The sequence below is a fragment of the Rugamonas sp. genome, assembly GCF_025354735.1.
GTDB lineage: Bacteria > Pseudomonadota > Gammaproteobacteria > Burkholderiales > Burkholderiaceae_D > Rugamonas.
In genome coordinates, this window is sequence record NZ_JANXMI010000202.1 from 13,140 (window position 1) to 27,324 (window position 14,185).

7 protein-coding genes are annotated in these 14,185 nt (G+C 68.4%); all 7 read right to left on the reverse strand.

Translation table 11 applies throughout. The features are described from left to right. Positions 1 to 11 precede the first annotated feature (11 nt). The 7 genes from Q0S71_RS16200 to ggt all read right to left on the reverse strand — a co-directional run bounded on the left by Q0S71_RS16200 (position 12) and on the right by ggt (position 14,154). Entirely contained in the window at positions 12 to 785 is a 774-nt protein-coding gene (locus tag Q0S71_RS16200; protein WP_295997860.1) for an SDR family NAD(P)-dependent oxidoreductase, read from the reverse strand. Between the two features lie 2 nt (positions 786 to 787). After that, positions 788 to 3,166: a bifunctional salicylyl-CoA 5-hydroxylase/oxidoreductase gene (locus Q0S71_RS16205; protein WP_295997861.1), complete on the reverse strand. Its 2,379-nt coding sequence runs from the start codon at positions 3,164 to 3,166 to the stop codon at positions 788 to 790. Continuing rightward, positions 3,163 to 4,818: an AMP-binding protein gene (locus tag Q0S71_RS16210; protein WP_295997866.1), complete on the reverse strand. Its 1,656-nt coding sequence runs from the start codon at positions 4,816 to 4,818 to the stop codon at positions 3,163 to 3,165. The genes Q0S71_RS16205 and Q0S71_RS16210 overlap by 4 nt, the downstream gene beginning before the upstream one ends. A gap of 201 nt (positions 4,819 to 5,019) precedes the next feature. Further along, positions 5,020 to 5,733, reverse strand: coding sequence for a response regulator (locus Q0S71_RS16215; RefSeq protein ID WP_295997869.1), 714 nt, complete (start codon positions 5,731 to 5,733; stop codon positions 5,020 to 5,022). A gap of 113 nt (positions 5,734 to 5,846) precedes the next feature. Then, positions 5,847 to 10,928 (reverse strand): two-component regulator propeller domain-containing protein, encoded by a 5,082-nt coding sequence (locus Q0S71_RS16220; RefSeq protein ID WP_295997871.1) that lies wholly within the window; start codon positions 10,926 to 10,928, stop codon positions 5,847 to 5,849. 126 nt (positions 10,929 to 11,054) lie between these two features. Then, entirely contained in the window at positions 11,055 to 12,227 is a 1,173-nt protein-coding gene (locus Q0S71_RS16225; RefSeq protein WP_295997874.1) for a patatin-like phospholipase family protein, read from the reverse strand. Positions 12,228 to 12,339: 112 nt separating this feature from the next. After that, positions 12,340 to 14,154, reverse strand: coding sequence for a gamma-glutamyltransferase (ggt, locus tag Q0S71_RS16230; RefSeq protein ID WP_295997876.1), 1,815 nt, complete (start codon positions 14,152 to 14,154; stop codon positions 12,340 to 12,342). Positions 14,155 to 14,185 lie beyond the last annotated feature (31 nt).

The following is a 14,185-nucleotide window of genomic DNA, read 5'->3' on the forward strand; positions in this document are numbered from 1 at the left end:
ATCGCTATCCTTTACATCACTTCACCGCCGGCGACGGCGATGGCTTGTCCATTCATGGCCGCCGATTCGGGCAGGCATAACCACAGCACGGCGTTGGCCACTTCCTCGGCCTGCACCAGCCGCTTTTGCGGATTGGCGGCCGCCAGTTCAGCGCGCGCCTCATCCTCGCTGCGGCCGGTCTTGGCGACGATGTTGGCGATCGCCTCGCGCACGATGTCGGTCTCGGTGTAGCCGGGGCAGACCGCGTTCACCGTCACGCCCTTGGCCGCCACTTCCAGCGCCAGCGCGCGCGTCAGGCCGATCACGCCGTGCTTGGCCGCGACGTAGGCCGACACGTAGCGATAGCCGACCAGCCCCGCCGTCGAGGCGACGTTGACGATGCGGCCCCAGCGCGCTTCGAGCATCGCCGGCAGCGCCGCCTGGGTGCAGTGGAACGGCCCGTTCAGGTTCACGTCCAGCATCCGCTGCCAGTGCGCCGCGTCGGTCTTCATGAATGGCGCGGGTGCGGCCTGGCCGGCGTTGTTGATTAAAATATCGATGCGGCCGAAACGCTGCGCCGCGCGCGCGAAACCGGCTTGCACCGACGCTTCGCTGGCGACGTCGATCTGCTCGATGCCGATTTCACCGAGACTGCGCATCTCCTCCTGCGCACGCAGCAGGGCCGCCACGTCGCGGCCGGCCAGCGTCACGCGCGCGCCGCGCCGCAGCAAGGCCCGCGCGCAGGCGGCGCCGATGCCGCGCGCGCCGCCGGTGACCAGGGCGTGCTTACCCATCAAAATCGTCATCTTCAACCTTCCAGTAATTGCGCCGCCACCTGCTGCGCAGTGAGGCCGGCATTCGCTGCGGCCAGCTGCCGCTCGCGTTCCAGATTGCGTTCAAGCTGCTGCTTTCCCGGCACGTATTGCTTGGGCCACGCCAGGCCCGGATAGCCTATCTTGGCCGCTTCCGTCAGCGTCCACGCCGGATTGGCCAGGTGCGGGCGGCCCACCGCGCACAGGTCGGCGCGGCCGGCGGCGATGATGCCGTTGGCGTGGTCGGCCTCGAAGATAGCACCGACGGCGATGGCGCCTATCCCCGCCTCGTTGCGCACCCGGTCCGCGAACGGGGTCTGGAACATGCGGCCGTAGAGCGGCCGTTCCAGCTTGCTGACCTGGCCCGAGGAACAGTCGATCATGTCGGCGCCGGCCTGCTTGAACAGGCGCGCGATGGCCACCGCGTCGTCGGGCGTGATGCCGCCGGCGACCCAGTCGTGCGCGGAAATGCGCACGCTCATCGGCTTGTGCGCCGGCCAGGCCGCGCGCATCGCCGCGAACACGCGCAGCGGATAGCGGCAGCGGTTTTCCAGCGCGCCGCCGTATTCGTCGCCGCGCTCATTGGTCAGCGGCGAGATGAAGGACGACAGCAGGTAGCCGTGCGCGCAGTGCAGCTCCAGCCAGTCGAAGCCCGCTTCGTCGGCGGCCAGCGTGGCGCGCACGAAATCGTCCTCGATGCGGCGCATGTCGGCCAGCGTCATCGCGCGCGCGGTCTGCGACACGCCGGCCAGATACTGCTGCGGCGAGGCCGACACCAGCGGCCAGTTGTCCTCGTCGCGCGCCAGCGGCTGGTCGATGCCGTCCCACATGGCGCGCGTCGAACCCTTGGCGCCGGCGTGGCCCAGTTGCAGCGCGATTTTCGCGTCGCTGTGACCATGCACGAAATCGACGATGCGCTTCCAGGCCTGCGTGTGCCGCGGCGCGTACATGCCGGGACAGGCCGGCGTGATGCGCGCGTCGGCGGACACGCACGTCATCTCCGCGAACACCAGCGCCGCGCCGCCCATCGCGCGCGCGCCCAGGTGCGCCAGGTGGTAGTCGCCGGCGACGCCGTCGACGGCGCTGTACTGCGCCATCGGCGAGACCAGGATGCGGTTCTTCAGCGTCACCCCGCGCACCTTGAAGGGCGTGAACATGGGCGGCACGGCCAGGCTGTGCGGCGCCGCCAGGCCGGCCTGCGCATAGGCGCGCGCGGCGAACCACGCTTCATAGCCGGCCACGAAGGCGGCGTCGCGCAGGCGCAGGTTTTCATGCGACAGGCGCTGGCTGCGCGTGAGCATCGAGTAGGCGAACTGCGGCGCCTCCAGCGCCGTGTAGCGCGCCACGTTCTCGAACCACTCCATCGAATTGCGCGCCGCGCTCTGGATCTTGATGACTTCTATCGCGCGCGCGCCCTGGTAGGCGTCGAGCGCGATCGCGGCGTCGGCGTGGGCGGCGAAACAGCGCGCCAGCTCGATCGCGTCCTCCAGCGCCAGCTTGGTGCCGGAGCCGATCGAGTAATGCGCCGAGTGCGCGGCGTCGCCCATCAGCACCACCGGCACCGCGCCGTTCCAGTGCACCCACTGGCCGCAGACGATGCGCGGGAACTTGATCCACATATTCGAGCCGCGCAGATGCGGCGCGTTCGACAGCAGCGCGTGGCCATCCAGCTGCTCGGCGAACAGCCGCTCGCAAAAGGCGATGCCCTGCTCCTGGCTCATGTCCTCCAGCCCGGCCGCGCGCCACACCGGCTCCGGCGCCTCGACGATGAAGGTCGAGGTGTCGCCGTCGTACTGGTAGATGTGGGCCTGGAACCAGCCATGCGGCGTTTCCTTGAAGGCGAACGTGAAGGCGTCGAATTTTTTCTTCGTGCCCAGCCACACGAAGCGGCACTGGCGCGCTTCGATGGTCGGCTGGTAGCTGGCCGCGTAGCGCGTGCGGATACGGCTGTTCAAGCCATCGGCGGCGATCACCAGGTCGGCCCCGTACTGCGCCGCGATGGCCTGGTCGTCCGCCACCTCGGTTTCAAACACCAGCCGCACGCCCAGTTCCTCGCAGCGCTGCTGCAGGATATTGAGCAGGCGCTTGCGGCCGATGCCGCAGAATCCGTGGCCGCCGGAGGTCACTTTCTCGCCCTTGAAATGGATGTCGATATCGTCCCAGTGATTGAACGATTGCAGGATGGAGCGCGCCGTGGCCTCGTCCGACTGCATCAACTTGCCCAGCGTCTGGTCGGAAAACACCACGCCCCAGCCGAAGGTGTCGTAGGGGCGATTGCGCTCGATGACCGTGATCTGGTGGGCCGGATCCTGCTGCTTCATCAGCAGGCTGAAATACAGGCCGGCCGGGCCGCCGCCTATGCAAACTATATTCATGTGGGGCTCTGGGTCGATGGCGCGGCGCGCAGCTTGAAGCGTTGCAGCTTGCCTGTTTCGGTGCGCGGCAACGCCGATAAAAATTGAATGGAACGCGGATATTTGTACGGCGCGATTTGCGCCTTGACGTAGTCTTGCAGCGCGGCCGCCATCTGGGCCGAGGCCTCGTAGCCGGCCTTGAGGACGATGTGCGCTTCGACGATCTGGCCGCGCTCCTGATCCGGCTTGCCGACCACGCCGCATTCGGCGACGGCCGGATGGCGCAGCAGCGTCTCCTCCACTTCCGGGCCGGCGATGTTGTAGCCGGCCGAGATGATCATGTCGTCGGTGCGCGAGCGATAGTAGAAATAGCCGTCGGCGTCCATCTCGTAGGCGTCGCCGGTCAGGTTCCAGCCGTTGAGCACATAGTCGCGCTGGCGCTCGTCGGCCAGGTAGCGGCAGCCGGTCGGCCCCTTGACGGCCAGCCGTCCGATCACGCCGGGGCCGACCGGCCGGCCGTCGAGGTCGAGGATGCAGGCCTGGTAGCCGGGCACCGGTTTGCCGGTGGCGCCGGGACGGATTTGGTCGCCGGCCGCCGCGATGAAGATGTGCAGCATCTCGGTCGCGCCTATGCCGTCTATCATCGCCAGTCCGGTGGCCTGCTGCCAGCTGTCGCGCGTGGCCAGCGGCAGCGCTTCGCCGGCGGACACGGTTTTTTGCAAACGCGACAAATCGTATTTCCCGGCCAACGGCGCCATCTGGCGGTAGAAGGTCGGCGCCGTGAAGCAGATGGTGGCGCCGTGTTTTTCTATCGCTTGCAGCAGCGTGTCGGGCGTCAGTTTTTCCAGCAGCACGGCGGCCGCGCCGACCCGCAAGGGGAACAGCAGCAGGCCGCCGAGGCCGAAGGTGAAGGCCAGCGGCGGCGTGCCGATGAAGATATCGGACGGCTGCGTGCCCAGCACCGAGCGCGGGAAGCAGTCGCAGATCGTCATCACGTCGCGCTGGAAGTGCATGGTCCCTTTCGGAACGCCGGTGGTGCCGGAGGTGAAGCCGATCAGGCAGATTTCATCGGCGGCCGTGTCGGCGGCGGCGAAGCGTGCCGGTTGGAGCGCCATCAGCGCTTCGAGCGAACCGGCTTCGGCGCCGTCGGCGCCGAAGCACAGCATTTTTTCCGGCCGGCCCGAGGGCATGGCGTCGACCTCGTCGCGCAGGCCGGCGGCGCACAGCACCGCGTTCACCTGGGCCTTGACGGCGACGGTGGCCAGTTCGCGCGCGCGCAGCAGCGGCATGGTCGGCACGGCGATGCAGCCGGCTTTGAACACGGCCAGGATGCAGGCCGCCATCATGGGATGGTTCGCGCCGCGCAGCAGCACGCGGTTGCCGCGCGCCAGCCCCAGCGGGCCGCGCAGCACATGGGCGATGCGGTCGACTTTTTCCTGCAGCTCGGCGTAGGTCCAGGTTTCGTGTTCGCCGATGATGGCGATGCGCGCGCCGCCACCGCCGGCGACGGCGGCGTCGACCAGTTCGGCGACGCAGTTCAGGCGCTCGGGGTAACGCAGCTGCGGCAGGTCGAAGCGCAACTCCGGCCACAGTTCCGGCGGCGGCAGCTGGCGCGACGCGAAATTGTCGTACTGCCCATCGTACTGGGTGTTCCACTCGGTAGGTCGGGTCATGGTCGCCTGAAGTCGGATAGTTGGATAGTCAGCCTAAGCACCTGCGGAGGGGATACTTTAAACCTAAACTAAATCGACCACAAGTGCGATGTGCGTGTCTGGGGAGCCAAATCCGTGGCGCGCTTGTATGGGGCCGCCGCCAACCTCAACCGGGGTCAAGACCGGGGCTGCGGCATCGCGCGGCGGCGAACCATCGGCGCCTCACGCGCCGGCTGGGCGCACCAGGCCCGATTGCTGTATCACGGCGTGCACGACGCCGGTCAGCACGGCTTGCAGCGCTTCGCTGGCGAGCGCGCCGGAGGCTAGTGTCTTGAGCGCGGCGGCGGCGCCGCTCAGGCCCAGGGTGACGCAGCCGGCGTGCAAGCGCTCGATGCGCTGGCGCGCTTCCTCCTGCTCGCCGCGCGCCAGCAGCGCATCGAGTTCGCCGCTGGCGGCGGTGAGCTGCTTGTGGAAGCCGGCCAGGTACACCAGCAGGCGTTCGGCGTTGATGCCGAGCCGCTGCGCGGTGTCGGATGGCGCTTCGGCTTCGTGTTCGCAGCCGCCGGCGGCCTGCTCGAAAAATCCCAGCAAATGGACCCGCACCTGGTCGGCCTGGAAGGGCTTGACGATGTAACCGGCGGCGCCGGCATTGAGCGCCTGCTGCACGGTCTCGCGGTCGGTCGCCGACGACACCAGCACGAAGGGCACGGTGTTCAGGTTGGCGTCGGCCTTGACGCGCTGCAGCAGCTCGATGCCGGACAGGCGCGGCATGCGCAGGTCGCAGAAGCAGATCGCGGGCCGCAGGCCGTCTTCCAGCTGCTGCCAGGCGTCGGCGCCGTCTTCCGCTTCCACGATGTCGAATTTGCCGCAGCTGTCGATCAGGTGCATCAACACCATGCGCGATACGACGTCGTCGTCTACCACCAAAACTTTCATACGGATCTCCGGTGCCTGATATATCAACCTTCACAGATGGTTCCGATCCCGGCTTGCGGGCCCGCCGGCGGAACTGTTTGGCACTGCGCTGGAATCTTACCCCATAAGCGCCGTCAGTTGGCGCCGACGCCGGCGACGCCCGCCAGCAAGGCGCGCAGGCGCGGCAGGCCGGCCTGCACCGCCGCCAGATCGCCGCCGTCGGCCGACTGTTCCAGCGCGCCGCACAGGGCCTGCAATTCCGGCGCTTCCAGATAGGCGGCGCTGCCTTTGATGCCGTGCAGCAGACGGCCGGCGGCCTCGCTGTCGCGCCGGACCAGGGCGCGATCGAGTTCGGACAGCCGCGCCGGCACGTCGACGCTGAAGGCGTCGCGCAGCCGCGTTTTCAGGTCGCCGTCGGCGCGCGCGGGAAGTCCGGGAGCCACGGCATGCACGGGGTTCAAGGGATGCACCGGATGCACGACATGCGCGGAATGCGAAGCTGGCGCAGGCGCGACGCCGAACATGGCGTCGAGTTCCGCAACGCCCGGCCCCGCGGCGACGCCGGCGCCGGTGACGGACATCGCCGCGTCGACCATGCGCGCCGCTGCCATGCGCGGCAGCGTCAGGCCGCGCTGCAACTGGCGTTCGATGGCGCGGCTTATCTGGAAATGCAGCGCCGCCTCGTCGATAGGCTTGGTCAGGAAATCGTCCATGCCGGCCGCCAGATAGCGGCTGCGATCCTCCTCGCTGGCGTTGGCCGTCAACGCGATGATCATCAGTTCCTGGTCGCGCACCGGCGCGTCGTCGGGACCGCCGGCGCGGATCAGGCGCGTGGCGCTGGCGCCGTCCATTTCCGGCATGCGGCCGTCCATCAGGATCAGGTCATAGCGGGTGTGGGCGCAGGCCTTGACCGCCAGCAGGCCGTTGGCCGCGATGTCGACCCCGTGGCCCAGGTCTTCGAGCATCATGCGGATGATGATCTGGTTGGTCGGGAAGTCTTCGGCGCACAACACCTTCAGTTGATGGCTGTGCGGCGCGCGCGGCACTTGCGGCACCAGCTGCGGCGCCACGCCGTCGGCCAGCGGCAGCTCGAACGAGAAGGTGCTGCCGACGCCGGGCGTGCTGACGACGTCGATGGCGCCGCCCATCAACTCGACCAGCTGGCGGCAGATCGCCAGTCCCAGGCCGGTGCCGCCGTAGCGCCGCGTGGTGGTGGTGTCGGCCTGCTCGAATTTCTGGAACAGGCGCGGGATGGCGTCGGCCGCGATGCCGATGCCGGTGTCGCTGACGGTGAAGCGGATCAGGTTATAGCCCTGGCCGCGCGGCGCCGGCACGCGCTCGACGCGCATGCGGACGTCGCCGCGCTGAGTGAATTTGAAGGCGTTGCCGACCAGGTTGACCAGCACCTGGCGCAGCCGGCTCGGATCGCCGACGACGAAGGGCGGCAAGCCCTCGCCGAATTCCAGGCTGAAGCCGACGCTGTGGGCCGAGGCCTGTTCCTCGAACAGGCTAAGCACGTTTTCGACCGTCGACGACAGCGAGTAGTCGATGTTCTCGATGGTCAGCTTGCCGGCCTCGATCTTGGAAAAGTCGAGCAGGTCGTTGATGATCCCCAGCAGCGACTGGGCGTTGGCCTGGCCGCGCAGGATCTGCTCGCGGGTGGCCTGGTGCAGGCCGCCGTCGCGCAGCGCGAAGCCCAGCATGCCGATCACGCCGGCCAGCGGGGTGCGCATCTCGTGGCTCATATTGGCGAGGAATTCGGATTTCTGGCGCGTCGCGTCCTCGGCCTTTTGCTTGGCCAGGCGCAGGCGCTCGTCGTTTTCCTTGAGCGCCTCGTTGGCCTGCGCCAGTTCCTCGGTGTGCAGGCGCACCTGTTTTTCCTGCAGCAGCAGCTCGGCCTCGGTCTCGCGCAGCGCGCGCAGCGCCTCCTCCAGCTGCTGGTAGGTGCGCGCGTTATCGAGGCCGACGGCGGCGTGCGCGGCCAGGTTGCGCAGCATGTCCATGTGGACCCGCTGGTAGCCGTTGCGCTCCATGCACTGCACCGCCAGCACGCCGACCACGCGCTCCTGCACGATCAGCGGCGTGTACATCATCGACAGCGGCACCTGCGCCTCGCTGCCGTCCTCCAGGATGCCGATGGCCAGCGTGCCGAAGCCCTCGGCGCTGATGTAGTGCGCGTACTCGGCGTAGAAATCGTTGATGAACACTTCGCGCTGTTGCAGCACGCACCACACGGCCAGCTGGTGCGGATCGTCGAGGCGGCGCTGGTAGGGCAAGGCGCGCACGCCGCGTTCGACCGCGAACGGGAATTCGATCACGCCCTGTTCCTCGCGCACGAAGCCGATGCCGAACTTCTGCACGTTCATCAGGTGCGAGACGTGGCGGTAGACGGTCAGCATGGTGGTTTCGATATCGAGCGTGGCGTTCATCTCGCGCCCGATTTCGCTGAGCACCGAGATGTTGCGGTGGGCCTGTTCGACGTTTTCCTTTTGCCGCTCCACTTCCTGCTTCTGGCGCTCGGTGTCGATGCGGCGCTGCTCGGCCTCGGCGCGCTGGCTTTCCGCTTCCAGGCGGCGCTGTTCCAGTTCGCCCTTCTGGCGTTGCAGCAGCAGGTTTTTGTGCTCGACTTCGGCCGTGCGCAGGCCGACCTGCTGTTCCAGCTTGTCCTTCTGGCGCCGCAGCGCGCGCATGCGCACGTGGTAGGAGCCATACGCGGCGCCAACCGCCAACAGGGCGGCCACGGTGCGGAACCACCAGGTTTTCCAGAACGGCGGCTCGATGAGGATGTCGACGGTGGCGGCGTTGTCGTTCCAGATGCCGTCCTTGTTGGCGGCCTTGACGCGGAACTGGTAGTGTCCCGCATCGAGGTTGGTGTAGGTGGCGAAGCGCTTGGTGGCGTCGGTGACGACCCAGTCGCGGTCGAAGCCCTGCAACTGGTAGGCGAAGCGGTTGCGCTGCGGCGCGGCGTAGTGCAGCGCCGCGAATTCAAAGGAGAACACGGAGTCCGATTCGTTCAGCGTCAGCGCCGTGGTGTGCTCGATGGCCGACTTGAGCACGTTCGGATGTTCGCCGTGGCCGGCCCGGATCGACTTGTTGAAGATCTGGAAATCGGTGATCGCCACCGTCGGCGCCACGCTGTTTTCGCGCACGGCGGCCGGCGCGAACGCGGTCACGCCGTTGAAGCCGCCGAAGAACAGCGTGCCGTCGGCGGTGCGCAGGGCCGCGCCGTCGAAGTAGGCGCCTTCGATGGTGCCGTCGGCGCCGCCGTAATTGCGGAACAGGCCAGTGTCGACATCGAGCTTGGAGATGCCGGTGTTGGTCGACAGCCAGAGGTTGCCGTGGTCGTCCGGCAGGATGGAGGCGATGGCGTCGTCGGCGATGCCGTCCTTGCGCAGATAGCGCCGGAAGTGGAGCGAGCCGTCGGCGCGGGTTTCCATTTTATTGAGGCCGGCGGCGGTGCCGACCCAGATGGTGCCGTGCGGGTCTTCGTACAGATAGTGGACTTCGTCGTGACTGAGGCTGCTGGTATCGTTGGCGTCGCGCCGGTAGTGGCGGAAGCGGCCGGTCTTGCGGTCGAGCAGATCGAGGCCGTTGAAGGTGCCTATCCACAGCTGGCCGCGGCGGTCTTCCAGGATGGGCCGCACCACGTTGTCGGCCAGGCTGGCGCTGTCGGACGGATCGTGGCGGAAGGTTTGCACGGCGCCCGTGCGCGGGTCGAGCCGGTGCAGGCCGCCGCGCGAGGCGATCCACAGCATGCCGCCACGGTCGCCGACGATGTTGCGGATGGTGTCGGCGTTGATGTCGCCGTGGGCGAACGAGAAGTGGCTGAACCGGCGGCCGTCGGCGGCCAGCCGGTCGACGCCGTTGCGCCCGCCTATCCACAGGCTGCCGTCGCCCTGGCGCCACAGCGCCGTCACCTGGTCGTCGGTCAGGCCGTCGGCGCCGTGGCTGTCGGCCTGGTGGATATACGCCTGGTAGCGGTCCGGCCGATGCCGATACAGTTCGCTGTCGCCGCTGATGGGGTCGTAGTGATTCAAGCCGCTGCTGGTGCCCAGCCACAGGCGGCCGGCGCCGTCGCTGGCGATGGCGCGCACCTTGTTGTCCGACAGCGTGTGCGCCTGGTCGGCCTGGCGCACCAGGCGCGCGAAGCCGCCGCTGCCCAGGTCGACCCGGCTCACGCCATTGTTCCAGGTGCCGACCCAGAAGGTGCCGAGGCGGTCGCGGAACAGCGCCGAGATCTGGTTGTCGGCCACGCTGTGGCTGTCGGTGTACTGGTGGCGGTACTGGACCAGGCGGTTTTCCGCCGGCAGCCAGCGGTACAGGCCTTCGGCCACGCTGCCCACCCACAGATAGTTTTCGCTGTCCTGGTAGAGGGCCGCGATGCTGCCCGGTCTCAGGCCCTCGCGTTCGCCGAGGCGGCGCCGCCGCGGGTCCGGGCCCAGCTCGCGCCACTGTTCCAGGCCGGCCAGAGTGCCGATCCACAGGGTCTGCGCGCTGTCGACCTGCAGCGCCTGGACCGCGTTGTATTCGGAGTCGGGCGCCGGGTCGAGACGGAAGTGGACGAAGCGGGCCGCGTGCGGCGCCATCATGTCCAGGCCCGAGGCGGTGCCGACCCACAGCCGGCCGGCGGCGTCGCGCGCCAGCGCGTTGACCTGGTCGTCGGCCAGGCTGGCGCTGTCGGCGGCGTCGTGGTGCCAGATGGTGAAGCGGCCGCTGGCCGGATCGAAATGCTGCAAGCCGTCGCCGGTGGCCAGCCACAGGCCGCCGAGGCCGTCGTCGACGATGGCGCGCACGTGGCGGTTGCCGTTGCCGCGCTTGGCCGGTTCCTCGGGATGGAAATGGGTGAAGGTCTGGGTCAGCTCGTCGTAGCGATCGAGGCCGCCGTCGGTGCCGATCCACAGGCCGCCGGAGCGGTCCAGGTGCAGCGCGCGGACCCAGTTGTCGCCCAGGCTGGCCGGGTCGGAGACGGCGCTCTTGTAGCTGATGACGCGGTAGCCGTCGAAGCGGCTCAAGCCGGCCTGGCTGCCGAACCACATGAAGCCTTGCTTGTCCTGGGCGATGGCCAGCACCGATTCCTGCGCCAGCCCGTGTTCGACGCTGAGCTGCTCGAAGCGCAAGGTGCGCGGCGGCGCGGTGGCCCGCGCCCCGCCCCATGCGGCGGCCCACAGCAGCAAGGCTGGCAGCAGGTGGAACAGGGCACGGCGTAGTGGGGACACGGGGATGACTCGCAAAAAAATTTATCTATCGACGGTGGCGAAAAACGGTTCAGGCGCTGCCGGGGCATGGGCGCGGGACACCGGGGTCACCGCGCAGCATGCCCCATGCCGCATGCCGCATGCCGCTTACGATCCGAAGAAGGCCAGCACGTCGGCCTTGCGGGCTTGCGTGTCGCTCTGGCCGAGCCGGATCAACTCGCAAGTATACGTCGATTCGAACAGCAAATAGGAGGCCAGCGCGGCGCCGCGCGTTTCGGTCGCGCCTATGCTCGACAACATGACCCGTATCGGCGCCGGCAGGCTGGCGATGTGGCGGCTGGCGATGTCGTCGAGCCGCTCGGACGGCGCGATCACCAGCAGCTCGACCGGCTTGAGCGGCGTCTGCGCCAAGTATTCGGGCGGCAGCATGGACAGCGTGCGGTTGATGCGCTCGAGGCGCTCGATGTCGACCGCCAGGCCGTCGAGGAAGATCGACGACATGGCGTGGCCGGCGATCTGCGCCACGCTCGGGTAGCGCGCCGGCGCGGCGCCGGCGGCGCGGGCCGGCTCGGTCAGGCGTCCGGCGCCGACCACCAGCACCTTGTCGGCGCCGAGGTGGATGGCCGGCGAGATCGGCGCCAGCTGGCGCATCGAGCCATCGCCGCAATATTCGCGGTGGCCGCCCAGGTACAGCGGCGTGGCCGGAAAAATAAACGGGATCGCCGACGACGCCAGCAAGTGCTCGACGCCGATCTGGTCTTGCAGCGCGACGCGCTGCATGCGCACCCACGGCACGATGTTGGCCATGGTCTGGTAAAAGGTGATGTGCTGGCCGCCGCTGTACGACGACGCCGTCACGGCCAGCGCGTGCAGCAGGCCTTCGGAGAGCACGGCGTCGAGGCGCGGCAGGTCCAGCATGCGGTGCAGGAGGCTGACCAGGGGCGTGTTGTCGAGCAGCGAGGCCGGCGGCGCGGCGCGCCATTTGCGCAGCAGCCAGCCGAACGACAGGATGGACAGCCAGCGCGCGCCCGAGCGCAGCACGCCGAGCGAATCGGCGCGGTAGACTTGTTCGACTTCGATGTGCTGCCAGACGTCGAGCAGCTTTTGCACGCCCTCGCCGAAATTGTCGGCGCGGCAGGCCAGCGCGGTGGCGTTGATGGCGCCGGCCGAGGTGCCGCAGATGATGTCGAAGGGATTGCGCGCCGGCGGCCAGCCGGCTTCCCACAGAATTTCGGAGATCGCTTGCAGCACGCCGACCTGGTAGGCGGCGCGGGCGCCGCCGCCCGTCAGGATGAGTCCTGTTTTATGTTGTTGTCCCATGCGGCCAGATTAGCAGGGTATGGCCGGTTTGGGGAAGGGGCGCGATAAATTACAACGTGAGGGCGGGCCCGCGGCGCGGGGGCGGGGTCGCTACACCGCCCACGCCGGCGGCTCAATCGCCGCGCACGATGCCTTCGCGGCGCGGGTCGGCGCCGCCGAACCAGGCGTCATGGCCATCGACCGTGGTGCGCATGATGCCTTGCAGGCCGGAGGTCTGCTCGTTCTCGATGACCTGGTGGCCGCGCGCCTTCAGCGCCGCGATCACGGCCGGCGAAATGCGCCCCGCCTCCAGCTCCGTCGGCCCGTTGCGGCTGCCGATGTTGGGCAGGCTGATGGCCTGCTGCACATTCAAGTTCCAGTCCAGCGTCCCGACCAGCACCTTGGCCACGTAGTTGATGATGGCCGAGCCGCCCGGCGAGCCGGTGGCCAGCACCAGCTTGTGGGTCTGCCGGTCGAACACCAGCTCCGGCGACATCGCGCTGCGCGGACGCTTGCCGGCCTGGACCCGGTTGGCGACCGGGCCGTCGGCGTCGACCGCGTCGAACGAGAAATCGGTCAGCTGGTTATTGAGCAGGAAGCCGTCGACCATCTGGCGCGAGCCGAAGGCGTCTTCCACCGACGTCGTCATCGACATGCCGCCGCCGTACTGGTCGACCGCGACCAGGTGCGACGTCGACGGCCGCGCCGTCTCGCTGTCCGAACCCCAGGCCACGTTCATGCCGGGCGGCGTGCCGAAGCGGGCCTGCCCCATCGACCGGTCCGTGACCAGCGCGGCGCGCTGCGCCAGATAGGTTTTGTCGATCAGCGACGCGATACCGTGGCCGGGCAGCGGCACGAAGTCGGTGTCGGCCTCGTAGTGATTGCGGTCGGCGTAGGCCAGGCGGCCCGCTTCGCTGAACAAATGGATTTCGTCGGCCGTCAGTTCGATGTCGCCGTTGGCCGCGCGCGTGGGCGGGAACCGGGCGATGTTTTTCACTTCCAGCACGCCGAGCATCTGCGCGATGGTGATGCCGCCGGACGACGGCGGCGGCATGCCGCAGACGGTCCATTTTTTGTAGTCGCTGCACACCGGATCGCGTTCCCTGGCCTGGTAGCCGGCGATGTCGGCGGCCGTCAGCTGGCCCGGATTGGTGGCATGCGAGGCCACCTTGGCGGCGATGTCGCGCGCGATGCGGCCTTGATAAAAGGCGTCGGCGCCGCCGCTGGCGATCTCGCGCAGCGTGCGCGCCAGCGCGGGATTTTTCAGCACGTGGCCGACGGCCCAGGGCTGGCGGTCCTTGTCGTAGAAGTAGGCGGCGGCGACCGGATCGAGTATCAAATTGGGATCCCAGGCCAGCAGGCTATGCAAGCGCGGGCTGACGGCGAAGCCGTGGTCGGCCAGCTCGATGGCGGGCTGGAACAGCGTGGCCCACGGCAGCTTGCCGTGCTCCCTGTGCGCCAGTTCGAGCATGCGCAGCACGCCGGGCGCGCCGACCGAACGGCCGCCGATGATGGCGGCGTTGCGCGACAGCGGCTTGCCGTCGGCGTCCTGGAACAGGTGTTCGTCGGCGGCGGCCGGCGCGGTTTCGCGGCCGTCGAACGATTGCACATGCTGGCCGTCGTAGTACATCAAAAAGGCGCCGCCGCCGATGCCGGACGATTGTGGCTCGACCAGGGTCAGTACCAGCTGCGTGGCGATGGCGGCGTCGATGGCGCTGCCGCCGCGCTTCAACATCTGGTAGCCCGCTTCGGTGGCCAGCGGATTGGCGGCGGCGACCATGAATTTCTGCGCGGTCCAGCCGGTTTTATTCGAGAAGCCGGTGGCGATTTCCGGCGCGCGCTGCGGCGCCTCCTGCGCCGGCGACCACGCGGACCAGGAGACGGAGGCGGCGAAGATGCCGGCGAGGGCGAGGGAGCGGCGAAGTACGGAAGTCTGCGGTCGGGCCATGTAATCTCCAAAGGAAAAGGGCGCGCGGCCC

What these genes read in the sequence shown, in the direction of transcription:
- Q0S71_RS16200 (WP_295997860.1), bottom strand. Translation starts at nt 785, where the DNA reads ATGACGATTTTGATGGGTAAGCACGCCCTGGTCACCGGCGGCGCGCGC.
- Q0S71_RS16205 (WP_295997861.1), bottom strand. Translation starts at nt 3,166, where the DNA reads ATGAATATAGTTTGCATAGGCGGCGGCCCGGCCGGCCTGTATTTCAGC.
- Q0S71_RS16210 (WP_295997866.1), bottom strand. Translation starts at nt 4,818, where the DNA reads ATGACCCGACCTACCGAGTGGAACACCCAGTACGATGGGCAGTACGAC.
- Q0S71_RS16215 (WP_295997869.1), bottom strand. Translation starts at nt 5,733, where the DNA reads ATGAAAGTTTTGGTGGTAGACGACGACGTCGTATCGCGCATGGTGTTG.
- Q0S71_RS16225 (WP_295997874.1), bottom strand. Translation starts at nt 12,227, where the DNA reads ATGGGACAACAACATAAAACAGGACTCATCCTGACGGGCGGCGGCGCC.
- ggt (WP_295997876.1), bottom strand. Translation starts at nt 14,154, where the DNA reads ATGGCCCGACCGCAGACTTCCGTACTTCGCCGCTCCCTCGCCCTCGCC.